General features: G+C 48.9%; 19 protein-coding genes and 1 riboswitch. Of the genes, 14 read left to right on the top strand and 5 right to left on the bottom strand.

The features are described 5' to 3' along the window. Positions 1–349: 349 nt before the first annotated feature. The gene (locus tag FC82_RS04440; protein ID WP_056996318.1) at positions 350–1,357 is read right to left on the bottom strand and encodes an aldose epimerase family protein; all 1,008 of its coding nucleotides are present in this window, start codon (positions 1,355–1,357) and stop codon (positions 350–352) included. A 250-nt stretch (positions 1,358–1,607) separates the two neighbouring features. Between FC82_RS04440 and FC82_RS04435 the strand changes: the two genes are divergently transcribed. From FC82_RS04435 to FC82_RS04390, 10 genes are all read left to right on the top strand, one after another. Beyond that, positions 1,608–1,865 (top strand): hypothetical protein, encoded by a 258-nt coding sequence (locus tag FC82_RS04435; RefSeq protein ID WP_054761756.1) that lies wholly within the window; start codon positions 1,608–1,610, stop codon positions 1,863–1,865. Between the two features lie 81 nt (positions 1,866–1,946). Further along, the gene (locus tag FC82_RS04430) at positions 1,947–2,798 is read left to right on the top strand and encodes an aldo/keto reductase (RefSeq protein WP_054761754.1); all 852 of its coding nucleotides are present in this window, start codon (positions 1,947–1,949) and stop codon (positions 2,796–2,798) included. Between the two features lie 438 nt (positions 2,799–3,236). Beyond that, complete coding sequence (locus FC82_RS04425) at positions 3,237–4,133, top strand: oxidoreductase (protein WP_056996317.1); 897 nt, start codon at positions 3,237–3,239, stop codon at positions 4,131–4,133. 24 nt (positions 4,134–4,157) lie between these two features. Continuing rightward, a riboswitch (TPP riboswitch) is annotated at positions 4,158–4,260 on the top strand. Between the two features lie 116 nt (positions 4,261–4,376). Further along, the gene (gene thiM / locus FC82_RS04420; protein WP_056996316.1) at positions 4,377–5,168 is read left to right on the top strand and encodes a hydroxyethylthiazole kinase; all 792 of its coding nucleotides are present in this window, start codon (positions 4,377–4,379) and stop codon (positions 5,166–5,168) included. Positions 5,169–5,186: 18 nt separating this feature from the next. Beyond that, entirely contained in the window at positions 5,187–6,011 is an 825-nt protein-coding gene (gene thiD, locus FC82_RS04415; RefSeq protein ID WP_056996315.1) for a bifunctional hydroxymethylpyrimidine kinase/phosphomethylpyrimidine kinase, read from the top strand. Next, on the top strand, positions 6,004–6,648 hold the full coding sequence (gene thiE / locus FC82_RS04410; RefSeq protein WP_054761751.1) for a thiamine phosphate synthase: 645 nt from the start codon (positions 6,004–6,006) through the stop codon (positions 6,646–6,648). Before thiD ends, thiE begins: the two co-directional genes overlap by 8 nt. A gap of 557 nt (positions 6,649–7,205) precedes the next feature. Beyond that, a complete protein-coding gene (locus FC82_RS04405) occupies positions 7,206–11,249 on the top strand; it encodes a beta strand repeat-containing protein (RefSeq protein ID WP_056996314.1) in 4,044 nt (1,347 codons plus the stop codon). Between the two features lie 168 nt (positions 11,250–11,417). Continuing rightward, positions 11,418–12,275 (top strand): M57 family metalloprotease, encoded by an 858-nt coding sequence (locus FC82_RS04400; RefSeq protein WP_056996313.1) that lies wholly within the window; start codon positions 11,418–11,420, stop codon positions 12,273–12,275. Between the two features lie 579 nt (positions 12,276–12,854). Further along, entirely contained in the window at positions 12,855–14,498 is a 1,644-nt protein-coding gene (locus tag FC82_RS04395) for a peptide ABC transporter substrate-binding protein (RefSeq protein WP_056996312.1), read from the top strand. 25 nt (positions 14,499–14,523) lie between these two features. Further along, on the top strand, positions 14,524–15,300 hold the full coding sequence (locus FC82_RS04390; protein WP_056996311.1) for a gamma-glutamyl-gamma-aminobutyrate hydrolase family protein: 777 nt from the start codon (positions 14,524–14,526) through the stop codon (positions 15,298–15,300). Positions 15,301–15,598: 298 nt separating this feature from the next. On the opposite strand, the gene FC82_RS04385 is transcribed toward FC82_RS04390, so the two are convergent. Then, a complete protein-coding gene (locus FC82_RS04385) occupies positions 15,599–16,015 on the bottom strand; it encodes a winged helix-turn-helix transcriptional regulator (RefSeq protein ID WP_054761727.1) in 417 nt (138 codons plus the stop codon). Positions 16,016–16,118: 103 nt separating this feature from the next. Here FC82_RS04385 and FC82_RS04380 point away from each other — a divergent pair, with 103 nt between their 5' ends. The 3 genes from FC82_RS04380 to FC82_RS04370 all read left to right on the top strand — a co-directional run bounded on the left by FC82_RS04380 (position 16,119) and on the right by FC82_RS04370 (position 19,342). Beyond that, complete coding sequence (locus tag FC82_RS04380; protein ID WP_056996310.1) at positions 16,119–17,081, top strand: 2-hydroxyacid dehydrogenase family protein; 963 nt, start codon at positions 16,119–16,121, stop codon at positions 17,079–17,081. Positions 17,082–17,455: 374 nt separating this feature from the next. After that, positions 17,456–18,811 (top strand): NAD(P)/FAD-dependent oxidoreductase, encoded by a 1,356-nt coding sequence (locus FC82_RS04375; protein ID WP_056996309.1) that lies wholly within the window; start codon positions 17,456–17,458, stop codon positions 18,809–18,811. A gap of 39 nt (positions 18,812–18,850) precedes the next feature. Further along, positions 18,851–19,342: a MarR family winged helix-turn-helix transcriptional regulator gene (locus FC82_RS04370; RefSeq protein ID WP_056996308.1), complete on the top strand. Its 492-nt coding sequence runs from the start codon at positions 18,851–18,853 to the stop codon at positions 19,340–19,342. 459 nt (positions 19,343–19,801) lie between these two features. Here the strand turns inward: FC82_RS04370 and FC82_RS04365 are convergent, their stop codons facing one another. Further along, complete coding sequence (locus tag FC82_RS04365) at positions 19,802–21,001, bottom strand: low temperature requirement protein A (RefSeq protein WP_056996307.1); 1,200 nt, start codon at positions 20,999–21,001, stop codon at positions 19,802–19,804. A gap of 571 nt (positions 21,002–21,572) precedes the next feature. Here FC82_RS04365 and FC82_RS04360 point away from each other — a divergent pair. Beyond that, on the top strand, positions 21,573–22,937 hold the full coding sequence (locus FC82_RS04360; protein ID WP_054761716.1) for an amino acid permease: 1,365 nt from the start codon (positions 21,573–21,575) through the stop codon (positions 22,935–22,937). A 514-nt stretch (positions 22,938–23,451) separates the two neighbouring features. Here the strand turns inward: FC82_RS04360 and FC82_RS04355 are convergent. Together FC82_RS04355 and FC82_RS04350 are read right to left on the bottom strand one after the other, a co-directional pair. Beyond that, positions 23,452–23,724, bottom strand: coding sequence for a type II toxin-antitoxin system RelB/DinJ family antitoxin (locus FC82_RS04355; RefSeq protein WP_054761714.1), 273 nt, complete (start codon positions 23,722–23,724; stop codon positions 23,452–23,454). A 135-nt stretch (positions 23,725–23,859) separates the two neighbouring features. Beyond that, on the bottom strand, positions 23,860–24,291 hold the full coding sequence (locus FC82_RS04350) for a GNAT family N-acetyltransferase (protein WP_056996306.1): 432 nt from the start codon (positions 24,289–24,291) through the stop codon (positions 23,860–23,862). Between the last annotated feature and the right edge of the window lie 938 nt (positions 24,292–25,229).

Here is a 25,229-nt window from a genome sequence, read left to right as displayed (position 1 = left end):
AAGCAGTGGCTGTTTTTCAAGACACGCTACCTGGCTAAGAAATGAGATCAGCCAACAGAGACAGGTTAGCAGGCTGTTGGCTTCAGGCAGTTGATGGCGGATACGCTAGAAGCATGTATTAACGCCATTTAGATTTTTAACGAAAGCCAGAAGCTGGTTCAAATTGCAGAATTCAACGGACTTAGACCGTATACGTCCGCCGGGTCTTTTGTCTGACAGCGTCAATGGGTACTCAAAGTACAAAAAATCACCCTAGACAACAGGCCTAGGGTGATTTTTTGTAGTGTAGTTGAGAATTGTTAGTTGTTTACGTTTCTTATTATACCCTACTTGTAAGCGCTTTTACACGTTATTTTTCGTAATATTGATAACTAATTGTGTATTCTTGTAATTTGCCGGATGGCAGGGTGATGTCACCGAAGCCGTCATGGTTGATAGCGTCAGGCAAAGTCTGTGCTTCAGTGGCCAGTGCGTTGTATGGTTTCGACTGGTCAAATGGGTTAGCGGTGAAGACCACTAACGAGTTCCGGTCAGAGAAGATATCAACGTGGCGGTTTGAGGCGCTGTCGCTCAGAGTGGCAATTGGCTTGTCGGCACTTGGCGTAACTTCGTAGGCGTCGTCAATTTCGATCTTGCCTGTTTCCTTCTTAATGTCGGCTAGGGCACTAGGAATGTCGCGGGTCTTGGTGAAGTCGTAACCGGTACCGGCAACGTCGACAAAGTTACCCGTTGGCACCTTATCTTTGTCGCTGAGTTCAAGCCGGCGTGAACCGTTAACTTGGAGCAGCTGGGTGGTCAAGTCTTTTTGGCCATCGGTGATGTTCCAGTAAACGTGGTTCGTTGGGTTGAACAGGGTTGCGGCTGTTGAAGCAGCAGAGAAGGTGATGGAAACCTTGTTGTCGTCAGTCAGCGTAAAGGTGATCCGGGCATCCAAATCGCCTGGGAAGTTATCTTCATCGCTGGTGATGTGGCGTGAAAAGGTCACGCTGGCATCGTGATCGCGGATGGATTGTTCAGCGTCCCAAATGATTTCTGAGAAACCGTGAAAGCCGCCGTGTAAGGTGTTGTCGTTTTCGTTTTGGTCGAAATGCACTTCCTTACCGTCGATGGTGGCAGTCGCCTTGCCGATCCGACCAGCCACCCGGCCGATGGACTTGCACAGGCTGTATGATGCGGGGCTGTCATAGTGGGCGAGGTCGTCGAAATGGGCGATCAATGGGGTACCGTTCACCGTGAATGATTGCCAGGTGGCACCAAGTGTCAGCACCTTAATGAAGTTACCGTCTTTGTTTGTAATTGTATACCGTTCAATGTCGTGGCCGTCTTTTTGGCCAAATACTTCGGATGAAATCTGCATGAAAAAATCCTCCTTATATGAAAACGCTTAATCACCTACTAGTATACGCTTTTAAATGAAAAACCAAACCGAAAAATGAAAATAATTTAGTAAAAATACCAGAATTTTAGTGAATCCTCATTTCTTAACAAAACCGTTACAAATCCTTCACAAAAACAACACAGAAAATCAACAGAAAAAAGATAATTCTCCGCTACAATGGTCTTTGTAATCAAGTAACGCAACGAACAACTTGGAAGGAATGACCACTATGCTACTTGACAACAATGATAAAAATATGGAAACCATCGCTGTTCAACTTGTTTCTGTCTCGGACAAGGAACTGACAGCTAAAACTGAATCGAACCAATTGATTAAAATCGCAACAACCGCTAACAACAAACGGGACCGCTCGTTCTGGCAATCGCTGAAAGACATTGCCCGAGCAAAAATCTGGGTGCCAGTTACTAAGGGCACGCACCAGCTGCTTCAATATGATTGGCTAACGGTTGCACCAGAAATGGCGTAAGGCTAAATAATTGGCATTGGCGGGCGCTCTTGCTACACTAGTATAGGTGTGAAAATTGCGTTGAAACAAGGAGGAACCCCCATGTCATTAACGAATACGTATCAGTTAGCAAACGGCACCAAGATTCCCGTTATCGGGTTTGGTACCTGGCAATCTGCAGATGGTGATGAAGCTTATCACGCCGTTCTGGATGCCTTGAAGGCAGGGTACCGGCATATCGATACCGCCGCAGCTTACGGCAACGAAGAAAGTGTTGGCAAGGCCATTAAAGATTCTGGCGTTGACCGTGACGAACTCTTCGTAACAACCAAGTTGTGGAACGCGGATCATGGTTATGATGCAACCAAGAAAGCCCTAGAAACGTCTCTAGCAAAGCTTGGCTTGGATTACGTCAACTTGTACCTGATCCACTGGGCAAATCCAGTTGCCTTTCGTGATAACTGGGAAGAAATGAACGCTGGGTCATGGCGCGCTATGGAAGAAGCTTATGAAGCAGGCAAAGTGAAGGCCATCGGGGTCTCCAACTTCCGGCAAAAACATCTGGACGCGCTGTTGAAAACAGCCAAGGTTGTGCCAATGGTCAACCAATTGTTCATTAACCCATCAGATTTACAGCCAGAAGTGGTCGCATATAACGACGCCCACAACATTTTGACAGAAGCTTACAGCCCATTTGGGACTGGAAAACTAGTCAACAACGAAGGCATTCAAGCCATTGCCGAAAAATATGGCAAATCGGTTCCTCAATTGATCCTGAGATGGCAACTCCAGCACGGGTTCTTACCGTTGCCGAAGTCTGTACACACGCAGTACATTCAAGCCAACACCGACATTTTCGACTTCAACTTAGCGCATGACGACATGACCAAGCTGGATGAAGCCTTCAAAGGTGTGGCCGGCTATGCAATGGATCCGGACGAGACTAACTTCTAGTCCGCCGTTCGTTTAACACGCGGTCCTATGATGATGGATCACGGTCAAAATGACACCCAATAATGAAGAGATGAGTTAGCCCTGAACGGCTGCTTGTCTCTTTTTTCTTGCGCAAACGTGCGCGTACCTATGGGCTGAAGTTCGAACGGGCTAGTGTTGTGATACCTTGCGAGTTCGCATGACCCCTTAATGACACGTGATGGCACTAATGAGCTTGTCAACGTGCATCAATTGATGGAGTGCGTTATGGTTGCACGACCAATCGGCGGTATGGGACGGATTGGGGCAATCAGTCATAAAAGCACCCTGAAGTTTTCTGAAAAATAGTCGTAATTTATTAGTGCCGCAAATAAATGGGTTATAATACATGTAACCACTTTCAAAAAATGATAATCGTGCGACAACCTTCCGTTGCCGCGCAGCCTGGAGGGTTTAGCAATGACAAGTAAACGACCAGTCGCGCTGGTAACCGGCGCCTCATCAGGAATTGGATTTTCAATTGCGAAGCATCTGTACCGACACGGATTCACGGTTTATGCAGGGGCGCGACGTGTTTATCAAATGAGCGGTCTTGAAGCACTCGGCATTCACACGACGTTTTTGGACGTGACGGACACCGACAGCATTCAATCACTTGTTAAACAGATTGCGACGGATGAAGGCCGCCTGGATGTGTTGGTCAACAATGCAGGGTATGGCTTGTTTGGCGCCATCGAAGAGGTACCACTTGAAAAGGCCAGACAGCAGTTTGACGTCAACGTGTTTGGCGTCACTGAAATGTCGAAGGCGGTGTTGCCAATCATGCGGCAGCAGGCGTCCGGTCGGATCATTAACATTAGTTCGGTGGATGGTAAAATCGCTAATCCGCTTGGCGGGTGGTACGTTGGGTCGAAGTTTGCAGTGGAAGGCATTAGTGATTCTATGCGACTAGAATTGGCCGACTTCGGCATTAAGGTGATTGTCATTGAGCCCGGCAATATCAAATCAGACTGGGCGAAAATCTCAGCCGACCAACTGGCCGAAGTCGCGGGCGACGGCCCTTATCAGCCACTTTCTGCTGAGGCAGGCGCATTCCTGAAGACCCTCAGCGAGTTTGGCTCCGAACCATCAGTGATTGCCCGCAAAGTGACCTTTGCCGCCACTGCTAGACGGCCACGTGCCCGTTATGCGGTTGGTGGTGGGGCACCGGCTGGGGTACTTGCCCGCCGCATTTTGCCAGATAGTGCCATAGATTTTCTGCTGAAACAAAGCGGGAAGTTGGCGCTGAAGTATCAAAATAGTAAATCTAGCCCTGATAACCCAGATTTTGATGAAACATCGGAAGTTGACGAGTAAAACGGTTACAGGTATGATTAAGACAAACAACACGAGGGGTGTCCCGTAATGGGGCTGAGATGGCGCAACGCCTATCCCTTTGAACCTGTAAGGTAATGCTTGCGTAGGAACGTGTTCATCGATGACCGGGAAACCGGAAGTGGGTCGAACAAGGATGACGTTCTTGCTCGACCCTTTTTTGTGCGCAAAACGTTGTTTTAGACCATATTAACGTGTGTCAAACACGTAGCGGAGGTTAGCAACATGAAAATAAGTTTATTGGATGACATTCGGCAACAAAATCCAGTTGTGTTAAACATTTCCAATTTTGTTACGGTTCAGGACGTGGCTAACGGCATTAACGCCATTGGCGCGTCACCAATCATGTCAGAAGAGATTGCGGAAACCGACGAGATGGTGGGCATCAGCTCCGCCGTCGCACTGAATTTGGGTGCCTTTTCCAAACCGCAAGTTGATCACATTCTCGCCATGGGCAAGGCGGCCAACGCACAACACCGGCCGCTGGTTCTGGATCCGGTTGCCGTTGGTGCCATCAGCTATCGTAAGCAGGTCGCTGGTGACTTGATGCGTCAGTTCCAAGTGGACGTAATTCGCGGGAACGCCGGTGAAATTGCAGCCCTAGCCGATGTTGACTGGGACGCAAAGGGCATCGATGCTGGTTCTGGTAACGCTGACTTAGCGGAAATCGCTAAGGCATGTGCTAAGAAACAGCATGCCGTTGTGATTTTAAGCGGTGAAACAGACTATATCACTGATGGGGAACGACTGGTACGTGTTCAAAACGGGACGCCATTATTCCAACTCCATGTGGGCTCAGGTGATATGCTGAGCAGCATTGTTGGCGCGTTCTGCGCTGTGAGTGACGGCGACTACTTCGAAGCGGCTCAGACCGCCTGCCTTGTTTTTGCGGCCACTGGTGAGATCGTGGCTAACCAGCTTGGCGAAGAACGACCGGGGACCTTTGCAACTCAGCTGATGGATGAGCTGCACCTCGTTTCCGTTGCCGATATCGAAAAAATTGCGAAATTTGACTGAAAGGCGTGAACAAGAACTATGAGTGAGACAGTAAATTCCTTTCCCCAAACGTTGACGATCGCGGGGACCGATTCCGGCGGTGGCGCCGGCGTCATGGCCGATTTGAAGACCATGCAGGAACACCGCGTATTCAGCACGGCAGTCATCGTGGCTGTAACGGCACAAAATACGCTGGGGGTGCAGGACTTCATGGCGCTGCCAAAGAAACTGATTGATGAGCAGTTCGCCTCCCTTGCGGATGATTTAGCAATCAAAGCCTGCAAAACGGGCATGCTGGCGGATGCCGAGCATGTGGATATCGTTGTCGATAACCTGAAGAAGTATGATTTTGGCCCCATCGTGGTTGACCCGGTCATGATTGCGAAGGGTGGGGCAGCACTACTGACAGATGACGCGATTGAAGTTGTGAAACGCGATCTGCTGCCGCTGGCCACGATTGTGACACCTAATTTGCCCGAAGCAGAACGCCTGACGGGGCTCAGCATCAAGAGTGACGCTGCCATGCGCGAAGCGGCTCAGCAGCTCCAGGCAGCCGGCACCAAGAACATTATCATCAAGGGCGGCCACGGCAACACCGATACCGTTCGCGATTACGTGCTTTTGGAGTCCGGGAAAGACTTCTGGTTGTCCGCTCCGCGGGTGGATACCGTTCGGACTCACGGGACTGGTGATACACTGTCCAGCGCCATGACGGCTGAATTAGCCAAGGGCAAGGATATAGAAACAGCCATCCGAATCGCAAAGGACTTCGTTGAAGCCGCCATTCGCAACACGATTCAGGTTGGCCACGGTCATGGTCCGTTGAATCACTGGGCTTACGGAGAGGAGCACGCCAATGCTTAGTTTTAATGCAGATATGTTAAAGGCCTACTTCATCTGCGGAGCCCAGGACCTGAAGCCGGAGCAGGACTTGGTTGAAGTTGTACAAACCGCATTGCGTGCTGGCATCACCGCCTATCAGTTTCGCGACAAGGGCAAGGGCTCGACGCTGACTCCTGAAACGCGGGTGGCGGTTGCTAAACGCTTGAAGGACCTGTGTCAACTAGCCAACGTGCCGTTCATCGTGGATGACGATGTTGACCTGGCAAAACAGGTGCACGCTGACGGCATCCATGTGGGACAGTCGGATGAGGGTGTTGAAGCCGTCATTACAGAACTGGGTGACCAGGCGTTTATTGGTCTGTCGTGTTCAAATGAGGCTGAGATCACAGCCGCCAATGCGATCGATGGTATTGCATACTACGGCAGTGGTCCCGTCTTCCCGACTGGGTCCAAGGCAGACGCTGACCCCGTTATTGGGTTAGACGGCCTGCAGCATCTGGTTGCGCTCGCTACCCGGCCAGTGGTCGGTATCGGCGGCATCACAGTTGACCAATTGTCAGCCGTGATCAAGACCGGCGCGGCTGGCTCGTCCGTAATCTCAATGATTGCGGGCAGTGATGACATTGCTGGGACGGTAAAGGCAATGCTGAATGCGTGAGATAAAAAAACAAAAAGAATCACAGTACTGACGATTTATGAAACCGTCCCGTAACGTGGTTCTTTTTGTTTGCAATAAATGGGTGCGCATGCGTGGCGGGAGATAAAAGACAGTGTAATATTTGCAGCCCCGCTTTAGCCCCGACCTTACCAAGCGTGTATGTTTGGGAGACTGATTAAAATGAAATAAGCAGTTTGTGACCGAAACCGTGAAAAGACAATACTTGAATTTGTACAATAAATTCACAACAGATTCGCTAATATGTTGCGAATCAATTGTTGTTGGCGTTGCCGTATGGTGAAAAAAGAAACTGCTAATCTTTGGATTTAAAAACGGTCCGACATATTATCGTCTAGGGCTTACTTATTTTTACGTGAGAAAATAATCAAACACATAAGCGATTACTATATTACATAAACATTACTAAACTATTACAAATGTCAAAAACGAGGTTCTGAGAATACAAATCGTGTTACCTTTAAGCCGGTAAATATTTAATGGGGTTTACTATTATATCTGTTAACTAAAATACGTGATCTATCGGGGAGATGGCTACTATGAAATTTAGTCGACATAATCATCGGCAACAGGAAAAAAATTTGAACGATAACGCACAGTTTAAACTATATAAAGCCAAGACAAGGTGGCTTGTCAGCAAGCGGTTATTAGGGGTCACGCTTGTCGCAGCAGCCCTTGGCGTTGGAATCGGCATGAGCAATTCGGGAACGGTGCACGCTTCGGACGAAACGACGGCTGTTGCCCAGCAGACTTCGGGAACAACAGCAACATCGACGGATAGCAATACACCAGAAGCAGGACAGCCCAGCGAAACGCCTGCGACGCACACACCGGGTGCTGCAACGCCGGAACCTGAAAGCCAAGTCACTGAGACACCAACTGACGGTCAGGAAGACACAACCGGTGCGGGCACAACTGAAAACAATGTGGACACAACCTTAAAGGGCGACGGCAGCGAGTCCAGCGCAACCCCGGTGGCCGCTGCAAGAACGGTCTCGGCAACGGATGCGACCACGTCAGCACAGTATTTTACCCCGAGTGCCAACACCGTGAAAAACGACGGCACAACGCTTACCAGTGACGCGCCAACGACCGCAGCGGATGAGACTGCGGGCAGCTTTACGTTGACCCAGGACGGGATCAAAGACCAAGCCGGCAACGTCATTTTCAATAACGATGTTGATATGTCGCAGAGCTGGCAGTTAAAGGGCGCGTTCAAATTTAGTAAAAACGACGATGTCACGGCGGATGCGACGGATGTGGAGGCTGATAACGACTCAGATTGGGGTAAAGGCTACAGTGGCTGGCAACTCGGTGATGGTGCGGGAATCGTGATTTCATCGGCCACCCAGGCTGAATTAGCGCAGGGCGGTGCTGGCAACGCGTTTGGAATCGGCGGCATTGGCAATTCGATTGCTGCCGTTTTGGACACCTACTACAACACCAAACCTGAAACGGAACAGGCACCCAATGGGGTCAGCTACACGCAGGTTGCGGATGAACCCGTTTCTACGGCGAATGGTACCGACAACGATCCTGGGACGCTGGAAATCATTGGGCAACGGTGGATAGATGAGGCACAGCGGCCCGTTAACGGTGTGGGGTTGGACATTACCGGTCAGGGGGACAATCAGGAAACCAGTGCTGGTGGTTCGGCCATTCGCAACCAAGGTCTCAGCCAAGCAGTAATCAAGTTTGTGACCACCAACGCTGACGGATCCGTCGTCACACCGGATGAAGCCAGCGCTAAGGCCTATTCACCATCGAGCGCGGTCGGCTCGTCAACCACGGCTAACGCAGCGGGTGAGCGGTTTGTCGCAACGTGGACGCCGGACATCACCAGCCTCGACAAGCCTGCCGGTACTGTTAGCGGAACGCTGACGATCACTTGGTATGGCAACGATGACGCGGCCTATCAGGGCGGCTTTACTATCTCCAAAACCTTTACGGCGTCGGTAGATTCGACCATCGGCCTGATTTCATCAAATGGTGAACAAACCGCCACAACGGTTGCAACGATCGACAGTTTTACCGCGAGCGTGAAGTCGCAACTGGTGACGATCGATTACGCAATCAACGGAGATACGGGAGACTCATTGCAGGCGTCAAACGCGACGGTCAACATCGGCGATACGGTGACCGTAAGTGCTGAAGGCAGTATCGTTGGCGATGTCAATTTAACAGTGCCGACCGTTCCGGGCTACCACGTGGCAAACATTACCGTGAACGGCCAGACATCGAACACGGATACGGTGATTTTAACGGTTTCGCGTTCATCTGCGGCCAACACAGTACTAGTGACCTACGTACCTAATTCAACTGTGACCGACGTGCAGGTGCCAGTGACCTTGACGGAAACAGATGACCAGACAACTGCCGGGCAGTCGCTTGAGATCGATGATGTCCCAGGCACGTTTGGCCAAGCGGTTACGATCAGCGGAATCCCGACAACATACACGGATGCGAACGGGACGATTTACACCACGACTCAAACGACAGCCGCCGGCACGGTCAACGCGGACGGTTCAATTACTGTCGCAACGCCGATTATTTACGTGGCCAAGGGGATGGTTATGACCACCATCTCATATTTGGACACGACAACGAACCAGGTTGTGGCGTCTATCCAAGTTTCTGGCCAGGAGGGCACGACCACCACTTATCCGTTTACGGATGATGCGGACGGAACAACGTACACAGCACCAGATGGCAAGACCTACGCGTTAGCACCGGGGCAAAGTTCGGGCCAGAGCATCGTGTTTATCGCCGGTGCGACACCAGACGTGACAGTGAAACTCGTTGAAATGACCCACGAAGAGACGGGCACTCTGGCGCTGCATCCGCTTATCCAAGTGACGACTAATGGTGATCCAGACACACTATCCGGAAACGTGGTGACCAATGCTGATACGGGGACGCTCAGCTTCAGTGATCAAAAGAACCAAACCACTGGGACAACGACCTGGCAGGCGGGTGACGTGACCTACCTGATTAACAAGGACCTGCTGCCATCAGCAGCCAACTATGATTATGATAATGCGACGGTGACGGTCTATGATTCAACTGGCAAGGTCATCGAGACGATTCAGGGTGTCAAACTGAGCGATATTCTGAATTCGGAAACGGGGAGGCTTAAGACCGTTTTCATGAATATACCTTCAGGCAGTCAAACGCAAAACACTGCTAACATTGGTCAAACGGGTATTAAAACAGGCACGGTCATCACCATGGTCGGCGTTGAAAATGGGTTAGTTGATCCTCAGACAGCAGCGACGACCGCAGTTATTAATTTGTCAGGCAAGACTGTGACCTACACTGTGCAACCAACTGGTGTGGATGGGAACAGCGCAGCACCAGTGACGGAGACGGGGCAGTATGGCACGGCCATCACAGCACCGGATATTCCCGGCTATACTGCTGATAGGACTGGCTTGACTGTCCCTGCATCGGGGACCGTCACCGTTGCGTACGTGCCGACGACCCAACAGGTGACGGTGATTCCGATTTTGGCGGATGGCACCCTCATCGACATTCCTGAGGCAACCAATATGATTGTTGAAGGCGAGACGGCGACCACTGTTTCAGGGCCTACGTTGCCGGGATATCAGGCGGGTACAGTGACCATTCCAGCAACGGACAAGTCGATGCAGATTGTGTATCAGCCAACGATCCAAACGGTAACGATCATACCAATCAACAGCGATACGAAACAGGCAATTTCAACAGGTGGCTCAATCAGCGTTAGTGGGCCGACTGGGAGCAGCGTTAAAGTTCCTGAAATTCCGGGTTATGAATCAGCTGCAACGGTCACGATTGGGACTGGTGACGCGTCACAAACGGTAGCCTACACACCCAAGACAGTCACGGCCACGGTCACGATTCCAAGTAATTCAGGCGAGCTGACCGTCGATGGTGTCACGGGGAAAACGGGTGAACTAGTTGATGTGACGGTTCCTGTAAAGGCTGGCTACACGGCTGACCACGCGACGGTGCCGGCCTACGTGAACACGACTGGCGCGATTACGGTAATTGCGGGCACGATTGTGACGTATACACCGACCCCTGGCATCGACCAGGACAATATTCCCGGCGTTAACCAGAATCAATCATCAGTCACCGGCAACGGCACCGGGATTGCTACCGGCGGTCAAACGGTGGCAACCGGTACGACGGGTGTTAGCGACAACCCAAGCAATCTAGCGTCAGTCAGCGGTACGGTTAAACCGCTGGGGAATTCCGACCAGGGCACTCATCAAAATAAAACTGCACCGGCCAATCAATCACCAACGGGGAGCCGGTTGGCATCGACCACACCCGAACCAGTGTCAACGCTCGCTCCTGTCAGTTCTCAGCAAGCACAAACTCCGGTAAGTGGTGCCGCGACAGCATCGACGCCATCGTTCGCACAAAACGGCGAAACGGGAGAACTGAAAACGCAGACTACTCACAATCAGCGCAAGGCAGCCGCTAAACTGCCGCAAACTGGTGACCAGCAGCAACCGGCCACGGCATGGGGCATTTTGGGTGTAATCGTGAGTTTGTTTGGACTAGGTGCTGCCCGTAAGAAACATGATGTGAATTAAAAAGGTTAGCTAATAGTTAAGGGGATTACGTAAATAAAACGTAATCCCCTTTTTGTTTCTTGTTTGTGAATTATAAGTCGTTCGTAAATACCTAGTATCAAACAAAATGCTAAACTGTTTTCACAAATGGTAAGCATAGGAGCGTGACAGCATTTGGGGGCGAATAAAATGAAAAAGCATTTCTTTCTGTTCGTCACCGGGATGCTTCTCGGTGGCGTTGTAATCAGCGGCGGGACAACAGTCCGCAGTCGTGCAGATTCGCGGGTCAGTTTGGGGACTGACCTGATGCCGAGTACCGCATTGCTGCACCAATCGAGTCAGTATTATTTGGCGAATAGGGCGGTCCTGACGAAACAATATAATCTTGTCGGACAGGTGAGCAGGTTCAACAACGATCACCTTGCCGTTTATGTGCCGTCCGCGAGACTGAAACCACTGGTTCAGACGGCGATGACGACCTGGAACCGGGCGTTGGGGCAGGAAGTTTTTTCACTGGGGAACGCGACTGACCACGCGTTAACGGTCACGACGAAACCAAGTCAGGCGTGGGATGGTTTAATTACAGGCCAAATAGTCTATCTCAACAGTACCCATTTGCGTGAGGCAAGCTATGTCGACCAAGTCGCAAATACGCCGGTCACCCGGAAACTTAAGGCCGACTACTTGGTACAAAAGACACTGTATGAACACGCAACTGGAACGGTAAAACAGGCAGCGTACACTAAGGGGACCCATTATTTTCACGACCTGCTGGCAATCCAAAAACAAGCGGCTCCCGCTTATACCGCATTTTGGGCGGGTATACTCACCCATGAATTCGGCCACGCTTTGGGGCTTGACCACACGCCGTATTTGACGGATATCATGTACGCTCCGGCCAGCAACGAAAGTGTCAGCAGTTCCGTGGCGGGAAAGTATCCTTGGACGGGACCTAAAGATCCCAATGACACACAGCGGCAGTCGCCGAGTGTGTCGTTGCGGGACGTTCGGCGAGCAGAACTCAGTCAAAGACTTGGGTATTGGTAAACTGAAAACAACGATGCGGTTATTAGCGCTGCGTCTACGACTGTAGCGGAGTCCCATTCGTTTTTGGGCGTCATCACCGTTGATCACGGGAGTTCACACTTCATCAGGGCAGACGAATCCAATATCGTGTGGTTTCAAAAAACAGTATCCGAAATGGCCTACTGCAGCGATTACAATAGGAAAATGTAACAGGTTTCATATTATCAAAATGATAACTAATGAATGCGTAAATTCAAAAAAATTGACAGTTTTGAAATGAACCGCAAAACCGACTATTACCGGTATTCGTGCTGGCTATTTTCACTTACTTTTTACTAGAATTTGTTTGACAAAACCATTAAAATAGCTTAACATTTGTGCATCAAATTGCATTGATATACCAAACATACAACACGTTGTTACTACGGCGGATGAAGTCAGATAAGTGTCGGCTCACTTACGTTCAGAGATCATGCGTGTCTCATCAAGCAGGACGTACCCGATACAGTGACGTGGTAACGCGTTGGTTTGTCCCTATTCGTACTAACGAGTAGGGACTTTTTTGGCACTATCAGGTGGTAAAAAGGGAGACGCTATAGGATGACGTCTAGAGGAAAATTCGGGTTAGGACTCTCAGTATTTGGATTATTGCTGGTGCTGGCCGGTTGCGGTCAGTCGGGCAGTAATACCGGAGCACAAAAAACAGGCACACAAACAAAACCATTAAAGGTAACGGCGAGTCAGACTATGGCAACGGCCGACCCCACTAAGGCGACCGATGTTGTGAGTCAGGCCGCCATTGCACAGGTCTACGAAGGCCTATACACCACCAACAAGCAGGGAAAGGTGGTACCGGGTATTGCGACCAAGGTCGTTAAACCAACCAATGGCGGTAAGACGTACACCTTTACGTTGCGCAAAAACGCCAAGTGGTCGAACGGGACAGCGGTCACGGCGCAGGATTTCGTTTACGCTTTGCGGCGACAGGCTGACCCAAAGACCAAGTCACAAGAGGTCGGCCACATTGCCGAGATCAAGAACGCCACGGCCATTAACAACGGCAAATTACCACTCAAGGACCTTGGTGTGAAGGCGCTATCGGCACACAAGCTGCAGATCACCTTAGTTTCTAAAACGCCGTGGTTCAAGTACCGGTTGGCGACCGAACTGTATCCGTTGAACAAGAAATTTACCGAAAAATACGGCAGCAACTACGGCAGCAGTGCTGCCAAAACGTTGAGTGACGGGCCGTACACGCTCAAGAAGTGGACCGGGACCGGCGACACTTGGACCTACGCCAAGAATAATGATTACTACGGCAAGAAGAATGTCCGAATCAAGACCGTCAACGTCCAAACGGTCAAGGATGTCTCCACCGCACAGAACTTGTTTTCATCAAACAGCGTTCAGCTGACAACCCTCACGGGGACCCATGTTCAGGCGGCAGCTACTGGCAAACTCAAGAAGGAACTCCACGTTACCAAGAGTAACCGGTTAGCTTACCTCGACTGGAATTCTAAACACAAGACGCTGACCAACACCAATTTGCGGTTGGCTGTCAGCTACGCCATCAACCGGGAATCCCTGGTTAAAAACGTGCTGAAGGATAAGTCGCTCGCGGCCAAGAGCGCGGTCACCGAGGGCAACTTCAGCAATCCGTCAACGGGCAAGGATTTCAACACGGATACTGGGAATCTGTACCCGTATAACGTGAAGAAGGCTAAAGCCTACTGGGCTAAGGCACAGCAGCAGTTAGGCAAGAAGAAGCTGAACATTGAACTGCTGACCAGCGACGATGACGTCAGCAAGTCCGTCGGCGAATACATTCAAAGCGCCATTCAACAGAATTTGAAGGGCATTACGGTCAGTTTGAAGACTGTTCCGCTGAATAATGAGATCGCCGCCATGGAAAAGGGCAGCTTTGAGCTGGCATCGATGGGCTGGACCAGTGATTTTAAAGATCCGCTGGACTTCCTGAACAAGGCGTCAATCACCAATGCTATCAACTTTGGCCGTTTCCACAGCGCTGCCTATGAGAAACTGATCAAAATCATCACGGATGATAAACAATCAGAGTCCGCCCGTTACACCACCATGCAGGCGGCAGCTAAGATGCTGGCTAAGAATCAAGGATTCACGCCGCTGTATCAAAGCACCAAGGCAACGCTGATCAGTTCAAAGGTTGCTGGTGTACAGCCGACGCTGTTACGTGATACACTATATCGATACGCTTATTGGAAATAAAACTTAAAAAAGTGAGGCTGCCATCATGAACAAACCATTAATTATTGGTATCCCTGCCGAGGCACGGGAATTCAACAACGCTATCAGAAACAATGTGAACCAACCAGATGTTGCCGCCATTGTAAAGGCGGGCGGCGTCCCGATTATGATCCCGACTCGCGAGCCGAAATTAATGGCCAGCTACATTGACCTCCTGGATGGGCTTTTAGTGCCGGGCGGCCCAGACGTTGCCCCGCGGTTTTATGTTGAGGAACCGCACCCCAAGCTGGGGGATACGGATGCCTTACTGGATGAAAGCGGCATTCAACTGGTCAAACTGGCGGTGGAACGCAACATTCCCATCATGGGGATCTGCCGCGGCCTGCAAGTGATCAACGTTGCACTGGGCGGCAGCCTCTATCAAGATATTGAAAGTCAAATTGACCATCCGGTTCAGCAGCATTTTCAAAAGGCACCGATGGACCAGGGTACCCAGCATGTCAGTGTGGAAGACGATTCCTTACTCAGCGCTGCCCTGAACGGTGCTTCGCCGATCCTCGTGAACAGCCATCACCACCAAGCCGTTAAGAAGGTCTCACAGGCACTCAGGGTGACCGCTACCGCCAACGACGGCGTCATCGAAGCGGTTGAAACTCGCCAGACCGACTTGATTGCCGCTGTGCAGTGGCACCCCGAGACGATGTTTCAGAACAACGACCAGCAAATGGCCTTGTTTACCAGCTTCATGAGTCGGGTTGCTAAATGGCGGCAAGCCCGTGAAGACGGCACCGCACCGATTAAAATCGACTTATCGGAAGACTAATATTTGAACCACCAAAACAACCACCAGGCAGCCCTTAACGGGTGCTTGGTGGTTGTTTTGGTGTTGTTATTATCCGTACAACTGCTGGTGCAGGATTAAACCTAGCTTGGCGGTAAGTTAGCTGGTAGCGGTGTTGCTGTCAATGCTGACACGCAAGCGGTCTAACCGTTACCATGAACAACGATTTAATTCTCACGTGGATGGCACGCAATTGTGGGCGGATGAGCCACAAACTTGAGCTGACAGACGGGCACCGCTTGAATGCAGGTCATTGGCGGTTCAGCAGTCACGGCAACAATTATTTTTCGGAAGCGGGTCGTTTCACTTCACCCAAGCCAAAGGTCGCCTTGTCATCCAGTTTCAATTCTCGCAAGCGTTTGGTGCCCCAATCATACATCGCGTTAACGATGGGGAGCAGGGATTCGCCGAGTGGGGTCAGGGAATAGGAAACTTTAATACGTTGATCCTTCACTTCGGTGCGCTTAACCAGACCATCGGCAGCCAATTCTTTCAATTTTTCTGAAAGCTCTTTATGTGAAGCAGCGGGCAAGAGACGTTCAATTTCAGAAAAATAATAAGCCCCTTCTTTTCCTAAGTGGTAGATAATATTAATCTTCCACTTGCCGCTGAACATGGAAAGCGTGAATTCTTTGGGACAGTTGAAAACGCCATTTATCAGCTTTTCTTGAACTTCGTTTCGAACCAGATCAGTCATTTTTGAACCTTCCTTTCAAGGGTTACTAAAAAGTGCGTTATTGTATTTTAATATGAATAGGACGATAATGAAAGCGTTAACAAAAGTCAGGAGGGACACCATAATGAGTAAAGTCTATTTATCTGCAAAGTTGCCGGAGGTTGCCACTGAAAAGTTGTCTGAAAACGGCTTGGACGTGTCAACATTTTCTGGCGAAGGGTTAATTTCTCATGATGAACTGCTTAAGGCAGTGGCCGACATTGATTTTTTGATCACCCCGTTATCAACCAAGGTGGACAAAGCAATCATTGACGCTGCGCCAAAACTGAAATTAATTGCCAACTTCGGCGCCGGGTTCAACAACATTGACACCGCCTACGCTAAGGAGAAGGGCATTCCTGTAACCAACACCCCTGCGGTTTCAACGAATGCGGTTGCTGAAGTAACCATTGGTTTAATTTTAGCACTAAGTCACCGGATTGTTGAAGGTGATCAAAAGATGCGCCACGAAGGGTTCCCGGGATGGGCACCACTGTACTTCCTGGGCCACGAAATTGCCGGCAAGACTCTGGGTATCGTTGGCCTTGGGAACATCGGGAGCGACGTTGCTCGGAAGGCAAACGGTTTGGGCATGAACGTCCAGTACTACAAGCCAAACCGCTTGTCTGACCCTGAGGAACGCTCGATGAAGGTCACCTACAAACCATTCGATGAACTGGTTAAAACGAGTGACTACATCTCTATCAACGCCCCGCAAACGCCTGACAACCATCATCAATTCAATGCTGACGTCTTCAAGCAAATGAAGAAAACGGCCTCGATCGTTAACGTTGGTCGTGGTCCGATCATCGACGAAGCAGCCCTGTTAGACGCATTAAAGAGCGGCGAGATCGCTAGCGCGGCGCTGGATGTTTACGAAAAGGAGCCGGAGGTTGACGACGGCTTCAAGACCTTGAAGAACGTTATTCTGACTCCTCACGTTGGGAACGCAACGGTTGAAGCCCGTGACGCGATGGCAACCATTGTTGCAGACAACGTGATTGCTGGCGATAAAGGGACGACCATTAAATTTATCGTAAACAAGTAACGTCGCGAATTTGACATTATGAACTGAAAGCATCACGTCGGCTAGAGGTCGTCGCAGTAAAGTGTTGCGGGCGATTGACCATTCCCGACAAATTAAGTGCCCCGGAAGGCATTATCCTGAATGGATACTAGTTCCGGGGCTCTTTTTTGCGTTTTATGGCAAACGGGATTGCCTGCACATTTTTTGGGGTCGTTCAGTGTTTCGGCAGCGAATTTAGTCTTCAGTTGGTCTTTGACAGTCGCCAAACGACTCCCATAAACGCTAACGAAACGGGCGATTTCAGGGTGTTAGGTTCCTCCCAATCAAAAATGTTGACAGGAATCATTTTTTAATGCATAATGATTCCTGTCAACAAAACTAATGGAGGCGTAACTATGAAAATTGTAATTATTGGTTTAGCTCAAGGCGGAAGCCAGGCTGTTCAGACATTGATTGATGCTGGTTCAAATGTTGAGGTTGCCGGATTTGATGCGGCTGATCTTGCACAGGCGATTCATTGGTCGGCAACACGCAGCGATGATGCTGAGACAGTGTTTGCGATGACACCGTCTGCACTCGCGCGTCACCATGTTCAGTTAACGGGGCAAGCTCAGGCTGTTCAATTAGATCCTGATGGCCACCGGGTACTGATCAAGTCGTTAACTTCCGGTGACACACACTGGGAACAGTATGACAAGTTGATTTTTTCACCAGGGTCGCGCGCATTGCAGTTACCGATTCCAGGCACTGATCTTCAGGGAATCCTGCCAGCCGGTCACGGATTGTCCATGCAACAAATTCAAGACTATAAGGCAATGATCATGAATCCAGAAATTCAAAACGTTGTGATTGTCGGAGGCGGTTACGTGGGCTTCATGTCCGCAGAATCCCTGATTCAGGTCGGCAAACACATTACGATCATTGACCACAACTCAAGATTATTAGCAAAATATTTGGATGAAGAATTAGCACAAAAACTGAGTGATGCCATGATTGACAAAGGGGTCGACCTAGTCTTAAACAGTGAGGTCACAGCATTCGAAGGAGATGGTCAGCGTGTTAACACTGTCGTTGCTGATGGTCAGCACGTAGCTGCGGATTTTGTTCTCATGTCTGCGGGCACCAGTCCAAACACGGAATGGCTCCAGGGGGTCGTACCATTAACTGAAGACGGCTATATCAAAACAGATAGTCGCCAACAGACACAAGTTGCCGATGTTTATGCAATTGGCGATGTGACGAAAACACAGTACGCCGCTACCGGCAAGAAAATAAGTTTGGCACTCGCTAGCGTTGCGCACCATCAGGCTAAGATCGCAGTTCACAATCTGCTAGGCGAACAGCATCTCTTAGGTGGCTCACAGGGGGCCAGTGGTCTTAAACTGGCCGGCTACTATTTTGCAAGTACCGGGATAAATCAGTACTTAGCTGATTTTTGGCAGGTACCGGTTCGTTCGACGTTCGTGACGCAATCAACGCTTTCAACTTTAGGTGACGAAGCGGCTGGGGTTCCTGTATACTTTAAACTGTATTATTCACCCAAGACACTGGAAATTCTCGGCGGTCAGATTTTGTCAACCGCGGATCAGACGCAGCAGATCAACACCATTTCCTTGGCAATTAAACTGCACGCAATACTTCGAGACCTCGCGGATACTGACTTCTTCTTCCAGGCTGATCTCACCAACTACTGGAACATCATCGCGGTGGCTGCTGATCACGCGTTAACAGAGAATGGGGTGTCTCAATAACGAACGGTACTTTACCACAGAAAAGGGTGTTTCAAATTAATGGCAAATGGTCAAGTGAATCAAATTTTTAACGTGCTTCAAACAATCGTTCAAGATAATAACGTCACTTCAGAAAAAACGTGGCTTCAGGAACACCTGTCAGATGCGCGACTCCGACCAATCGTGGCGCGAACATCGGTGGTCGGTTTGCATATCCTATCAGGCTTGGAAAATGGTCAGCGTAAAGGGATTGACCTGGCGGAAGACCTTAATGTGACCCGTGGCGGTATTTATCGCGCCGCTCAGAGCCTTGAACAGTTGGGGCTGATTACGAGCCAGCACGCAGCCGACAACAAAAAAAATCGGTATTATGCGTTAACCGATGATGGCCAGATAATTGCGCGCATTCATGATCGAATGCACCATGAAATGAACGACCAGCTTTTTGCAACACTGGAAGCCCAGTTTTCTGAAGCTGATCTGGCAACCGTGCTGCGATTTCTACAGACAGTTAGCGGTTTCAAGCAAGATTTTGGTCAGGGGGAAGACTAGGGTGACCGTTGTTGCGGCTACACAATGCAGTCCTGTGTGTATTGGCTGATATATTGCTAAAAAATCGAGTAAGCATGTGCTTACTCGATTTTTGCTTTTCTGCGGTTGGTTGAGGCGATATATTTAACGTGGCTTTTTTTTGGCAACTGAGTGGGAATGAGTTATTCACCGAATCGCTGGCTTTGTGATAAAGAGGTAGATTCGGACTTTTGATTTTTTTCGTCATTGTGGTGGTTGCGACGTGGTTTTGGGTCTCATAGACTAAACGAGTTTTGCAAAGCAAAGGACTACTGCAGAAGGGAATTTGGGGGAAAAAGTCAGGGCCGGATTTTGGGCTTTATTTGCCTGAGTGGCACTTGCGACGTGGGTTTTGGCCTCATAGACTAAACGAGTTTCACAAGGCAGGGGGCTACTGCAGAAGCGACTCTGACCCAAAAAGTCAGGCCCGGACTTTTCGGGTCAGAGTCGCTTCTGCTCCGCCCCCTTGGCGCCTTGCTCCACTCTCTGGGCCTCCAACTGATACCGTTCTTCATTAAAAATAATCATTGCCAAGAAGCAATTAACCAGCCAGATAGCAATTATTGCCGGCAACCAGCTGCCAATACTGGCCACTATGAAAAACCCCACTAATTCTGCGCCTAGAAAATGAAAGAGGTGGCGATCCCGATGGGGTGTGGCGAAGCATTTGATGCCGAAGACGATGGCGACGGTTATTGCAACCGCGAAGCAATAGAGCCCCATATAGAAGGTGGCATGGCTTTCTAGAAAGAGGTACATCAAGAGAATATCAATCACCAGCATGATGGTTAGAATTTCGTTGAAAAGGTGCAAAAGTTCAATGAAAATATCGTGTTTAACGTGAAGTGAAATGTTGTCCATGAACGCGTAGTAGATCCACCAAAGGCCAATAATGTTCACGATAAACGCGACAAACCAGACTAGTGAATGCATGAATGCCGGTCCCATGATGGCTTCAGTAATCAGTGCCAGTGCTTCACCCAATACAATCATAATCAGCTGGCCATATCTTTCTTGAGAAGATTCGGATTCCACAATGGGCAGATTACGTCTGCGCATTTCAGCGGTGAGGTAGTGGCTATTGACGAGCATAACCGTGACTTGAAGGACGACCACGATGGCCAGTAAAATCAATTTGTGGGATTCGGACCCGACAAATTCGACCGCCAGCAGCAGCACCAGGTTGATCCAGCAGGTGATTAAATACAGGCGGGAGGATTCAATATGCTCGGGATCAGCTCGAACAACTAACGTCCACAAGTAAATCAGGAGGGCTTGAATGAAAATGTAGATGCCGACAAACTGGCCGAGTTCGCCCTCAAATACTAGGGATAGTCGGGAAGTCAGCAATAGTACGACGACCATTTGCGTCAGGTTCAATAGTGTGGTGCGCGCACTGTGATCGCCATGCAGGGTAAAGAAGGAGACAAAGTTAGACCAGATATAGAAGAAGAGCAGAAAAAATAATAGGAACACCCAAATACTGGTCGTTTCCCGATGCTCAGAATAATTGGTAATTAACGCGTGCAGCATGACCACATAGGCCAAATCAGTAAATAATTCGAGCCAGGATATTTTGCGTTCCTGAATCTTTTCGCTTAGTTTGCGCGGCGTGCCTAACCACTTTCTAAATGCATCCATTTGACATCAGCTCCCGACAACTTTCATTTGTTTAAAGCGTTTATTAGTTCACATGTTCATGATAGGGATGTGGCGGGTACAAATCAATTGAACCTGCTTCAGATTGGTTTTAAAAGACATAAAACAGAGACGTGCCTGAAAACACTTGCCCACTATTTCTCAATTTTGACACAGACGGTCAGATAAGTTAACATGGGTGTCTATCGAGTGAGTCTGAACCAAAATTAAAAAAAGTTTTATCGCTGATAAGTACCGAATTAGCAACATTTCAACTGATAATTGCGGAATCGTTCGGAAAATTAGCACTTGACCTTTGTAAAAATTAAAGTACAATGAGAATCAAGTTAACGGAAACAGACAGAGAGTCGGTGAATCGCTGAGAACCGATACCGGATAAATGGCAGTTTCATCAAGGTTGCGCAACCGTTATCAGCGAAAAAGGCAGATCTATATGTGGGTCTGTGAAACTTGGGTGGAACAGCGTTAAGGACGCCCCTTGTACTAGGAAGTAGTATGGGGGACGTCCTTTTTCTGTCCCGTTTTGGATCAGCATCGAAGAAGAGGAGAAATTATGCAGGAAAAAAGTGAGAAACAATTATCACGGTCGTTACAGAGTCGACACATTCAAATGATTGCCATTGGTGGTGCCATTGGTACTGGGCTGTTCCTTGGCTCCGGTAGTGCCATCAAGACATCGGGACCATCCATTATTCTGGCATACTTAATCGTCGGCCTGTTCTGCTTCTTCATGATGCGGGCGATCGGTGAATTGTTATTGTCTGATACAAGCAAGCACTCATTCTTGGATTTCGTTAAACAATATTTGGGTGACCGGTTCGAATTCGTTACCGGTTGGATGTACTGGTTCTGCTGGATCAGTTTAGCAATGGCCGACCTGACCGCAACCGGGATCTACATGAAATTCTGGTTCAAGGACTTACCGCAATGGATCGCACCGTTTGTGATTCTGGTCGTTCTTTACGCCACCAATAAGGTCAACGTTAAAATGTTCGGGGAACTGGAATCCTGGTTCTCAATGATCAAGGTGGCCGCCATTATCATTCTGGTGGTCGTTGGCTTTGCACTTGCCATCATCGGCTTCCACGTTGACGGCCAGACAGCTTCGTTTAGTAACTTGGTCAGCCACGGCGGCTTCTTCGCCACAGGTGGCTATGGCTTCTTGATGTCGTTTCAAATGGTCGTTTTCGCCTTTGTCGGTATTGAAATGGTCGGCCTGACCGCTGGGGAAACCAACGATCCTAAGGCCAACCTGCCTAAAGCCATTAACAGTCTGCCAATTCGGATTGGGCTCTTCTACGTCGGTTCCATGATTGCCATCATGGCTGTTTACCCATGGAACGACATCACCACCACGACCAGCCCCTTCGTTCAGGTCTTCTCCAGCATCGGTATTACCGGGGCTGCCGGCATTTTGAACTTTGTCGTGCTGACCGCTGCCCTTTCCGCAACCAACAGTTGTCTCTTTAGTACAAGTCGGACGCTGCACGCTCTGAGTAACGGTGGCAACGCACCAAAGCGCTTTATGATGCTGAGTGATAATGGGGTGCCAAACGCTTCCCTAAACTTTTCAACGTTAGTTTTGATGATTATCGTCGTTTTGAACTACATCATGCCAGCCAGTGTCTTCAGCCTCATTTCAGGCGTTTCAACCATCAACTTCGTGCTTGTCTGGATCGTGTTGATCTGGTGCCACATTCGGTATCGGCAGGCCAATCCAGCCGGTGCTGAAACCTTTAAAATGCCAGGCTATCCACTGACAGACTGGGCCAGCCTGATCTTCTTCAGTGCAGTCCTGATCTTCTTGCTGGTAAACGCAAGTACCAGAGTATCAATGTTGATTTCACTAGCCGTGTTCCTTGTACTGCTTGGAATTTATCAGGTAGTTTATAAGCCGGCGTTGAATGAGACAAGGTAGAGAGAGAGTGGAGCAAGGCGCCTAGGGGGCGGAGCATAAGGGACTCTGAGCCGAAAAGTCCGATCCTGACTTTTTGGCTCAGAGTCCCTTATGCAGGAGCCCCCTGCCTTGCGGAACTCGTTTATTCTATGAGGCCAAAACCCACGTCGCAAGCACCACTCAGGCAAATAAAGCCCAAAGTCCGGGCCTGACTTTTTGGCTCAGAGTCCCTTATGCAGGAGCCCCCTGCCATGCGAAACTCGTTTATTCTATGAGGCCAAAACCCACGTCGCAAGCACCACTCAGGCAAATAAAGCCCAAAGTCCGGGCCTGACTTTTTGGCCCAGAGTTTGCTTCTACAGAACTCTCCAGCCAATAACAGAACAAGTCCGTATGCCATATAAAAACTAAATAGCAGTTGATTAGTCAAAAATATGTAGACAGTACTGTCTAAGCTCAGTCGTAACTGCCAAATTAAAAAGGAATCCATCGCTCAAATGAGCAGTGGATTCCTTTTTAATTGTCTGGGAGTACCCTAATTTTGGCTTTGTGACAACGATGAGGAAGACTTTTTTTGACACTGAATCAGGTCATCAATGATACTTTTGACCACGACCTGATTGTGTTCTGATTCAAAAAAATCGCTAGGGGTTTCAAACGGAAGACGCCCATCTTTGACGATTGCTTGGGAGAAAAGGGTAATCGCCGTTTGGTAGGACAAGCCGAGATTGCGTAGTTCAGTTTCAGTTTGCTGTTTCAGGTCGGCATCCATTTTAACAGTCAGCAGTGTTTGCTTTTTACCTGCCATGAAATCACCTCACGCCTAAATCATATCTGAAATTAAGTGCGTATGCAACACGTTTATGAACAATAGTTATAAAAATGTTGCATTACTTGCGGCATCTCGTCTTTGCAATAATCAATATCACCAGGTGCTGCTTGGTTAGAGTGTTTTTTCAACGTTGACACAGGGCACGCCTTCTTCTTCATAGATGTCGGAAACAACGTGGTAACCCTGTTTTTCATAAAATTTTTGCGCGGTTAATTCGCTATGAATGAGGGACGATTTGAAGCCTTTCTCACGCCCGACAGTTTCTAATGCGGCAATAATTTGAGCACCCAGATGCTGACCACGGTATTCTTTTAACGTTGCGATTCGACCTGGTCGCATCGTTGTGGCATCAATGGTTTGAAAACGGCCAGTCGCGACTGGGGTTTCATCATCGGCATAACAGACCGCATAAATCATCTCAGGGGTATCATTGTCGTCGAATTCGTCAGCGATTGCAATGTGCCGTTCCTGTACGAAAACGTTCATGCGAATAAAAAGGGCGGCAGCGTGATTCCATGGTTCTGATCCAGTGTGACAATTCATTTGTGAGCCTCTTTTCAATAGTTGATTTTGGGACTTATTATACTCAGATTTTGTAAAAATGGGTAGGCATTTCATAAATGCGTTTCCTGCGATGTGACGATTGTGTTCATCTAGAAAATAAGTGCGCATTACATTGCGTGGTCAGGCGATAGTACGGTGTATCTAGCACTTTAGCATCGTTTCGCAGTGGTTCGCAATGCAACTGGCGCACTTGTTGTGTGCTGGTTACGTGACGCTTCATCCGTTTGTATGTTACAGGTTAACGGGGTTGGAAATGAATTTTAGGAACCAGAGACTGTGCTGTTCGTTTCGGACACAAAAACACCAGCGACTATGCGGATCGCTGGTGTTTTTATAAGGTTTAAAAGGGGTAGAGGAAATTTTTTACTTTTTGGGGAAAAGTGTGTGTGTTGGTTATCCTCTATTGTATAACTTGTTACTTGTGTGTTATTGGGTTGTGTGTGTTTAGGGGTTGTAACTTTAAGGTGTTAAGCGTGTCGTCTCGCCCGTAAAGTCATCAAACTAATGGTGGCTACAGTCAGTAGGGCGGGAATAACAGCTAGCGTTTTCTTCATGGGCATTTCCTTTCGGGATTTAAGTTATCACTGTGATAGATGTACTCGTGTATCTCTTGTACTTGAGTACACTGATAACTATATAGAGATTAGCTTAAAGACAACTTAAAAGAGTTTGAAGAAAATTTGATGAGAATATGACGTTTTTTTAGCGGCCAGAGAAAAGTGGTTAAGAGGTGACGCGTAAGACACTGGCAGACTGCAGTACAAGGCAAGTTCGCAGTTTTTTGGAGCGCACTTTGGAGGGATAGAAAATCGCCACAACAGAGGCATTAAATTAAAATACCACGATAGAATCGAAAAAAATGCCCAGTTTAAAATTCAAGTGCAACACTAATCAACTAGACCTTTCAGACTAGACAT

This window comes from Secundilactobacillus collinoides DSM 20515 = JCM 1123, from assembly GCF_001435975.1.
GTDB classification, from domain to species: Bacteria; Bacillota; Bacilli; order Lactobacillales; family Lactobacillaceae; genus Secundilactobacillus; species Secundilactobacillus collinoides.
The sequence above is the reverse complement of the archived record's forward strand: the minus strand, read 5'-3'. Positions and strand labels throughout refer to the sequence as shown.

Coding starts and splice junctions, on each gene's coding strand:
- FC82_RS04400 (WP_056996313.1), top strand. CDS start 11,418: ATGAAAAAGCATTTCTTTCTGTTCGTCACCGGGATGCTTCTCGGTGGC.
- FC82_RS04360 (WP_054761716.1), top strand. CDS start 21,573: ATGCAGGAAAAAAGTGAGAAACAATTATCACGGTCGTTACAGAGTCGA.
- FC82_RS04365 (WP_056996307.1), bottom strand. CDS start 21,001: ATGGATGCATTTAGAAAGTGGTTAGGCACGCCGCGCAAACTAAGCGAA.
- thiD (WP_056996315.1), top strand. CDS start 5,187: ATGAGTGAGACAGTAAATTCCTTTCCCCAAACGTTGACGATCGCGGGG.
- FC82_RS04375 (WP_056996309.1), top strand. CDS start 17,456: ATGAAAATTGTAATTATTGGTTTAGCTCAAGGCGGAAGCCAGGCTGTT.
- FC82_RS04425 (WP_056996317.1), top strand. CDS start 3,237: ATGACAAGTAAACGACCAGTCGCGCTGGTAACCGGCGCCTCATCAGGA.
- thiM (WP_056996316.1), top strand. CDS start 4,377: ATGAAAATAAGTTTATTGGATGACATTCGGCAACAAAATCCAGTTGTG.
- FC82_RS04435 (WP_054761756.1), top strand. CDS start 1,608: ATGCTACTTGACAACAATGATAAAAATATGGAAACCATCGCTGTTCAA.
- FC82_RS04355 (WP_054761714.1), bottom strand. CDS start 23,724: ATGGCAGGTAAAAAGCAAACACTGCTGACTGTTAAAATGGATGCCGAC.
- FC82_RS04350 (WP_056996306.1), bottom strand. CDS start 24,291: ATGAATTGTCACACTGGATCAGAACCATGGAATCACGCTGCCGCCCTT.
- FC82_RS04395 (WP_056996312.1), top strand. CDS start 12,855: ATGACGTCTAGAGGAAAATTCGGGTTAGGACTCTCAGTATTTGGATTA.
- FC82_RS04430 (WP_054761754.1), top strand. CDS start 1,947: ATGTCATTAACGAATACGTATCAGTTAGCAAACGGCACCAAGATTCCC.
- FC82_RS04440 (WP_056996318.1), bottom strand. CDS start 1,357: ATGCAGATTTCATCCGAAGTATTTGGCCAAAAAGACGGCCACGACATT.
- FC82_RS04380 (WP_056996310.1), top strand. CDS start 16,119: ATGAGTAAAGTCTATTTATCTGCAAAGTTGCCGGAGGTTGCCACTGAA.
- FC82_RS04385 (WP_054761727.1), bottom strand. CDS start 16,015: ATGACTGATCTGGTTCGAAACGAAGTTCAAGAAAAGCTGATAAATGGC.
- thiE (WP_054761751.1), top strand. CDS start 6,004: ATGCTTAGTTTTAATGCAGATATGTTAAAGGCCTACTTCATCTGCGGA.
- FC82_RS04390 (WP_056996311.1), top strand. CDS start 14,524: ATGAACAAACCATTAATTATTGGTATCCCTGCCGAGGCACGGGAATTC.
- FC82_RS04405 (WP_056996314.1), top strand. CDS start 7,206: ATGAAATTTAGTCGACATAATCATCGGCAACAGGAAAAAAATTTGAAC.
- FC82_RS04370 (WP_056996308.1), top strand. CDS start 18,851: ATGGCAAATGGTCAAGTGAATCAAATTTTTAACGTGCTTCAAACAATC.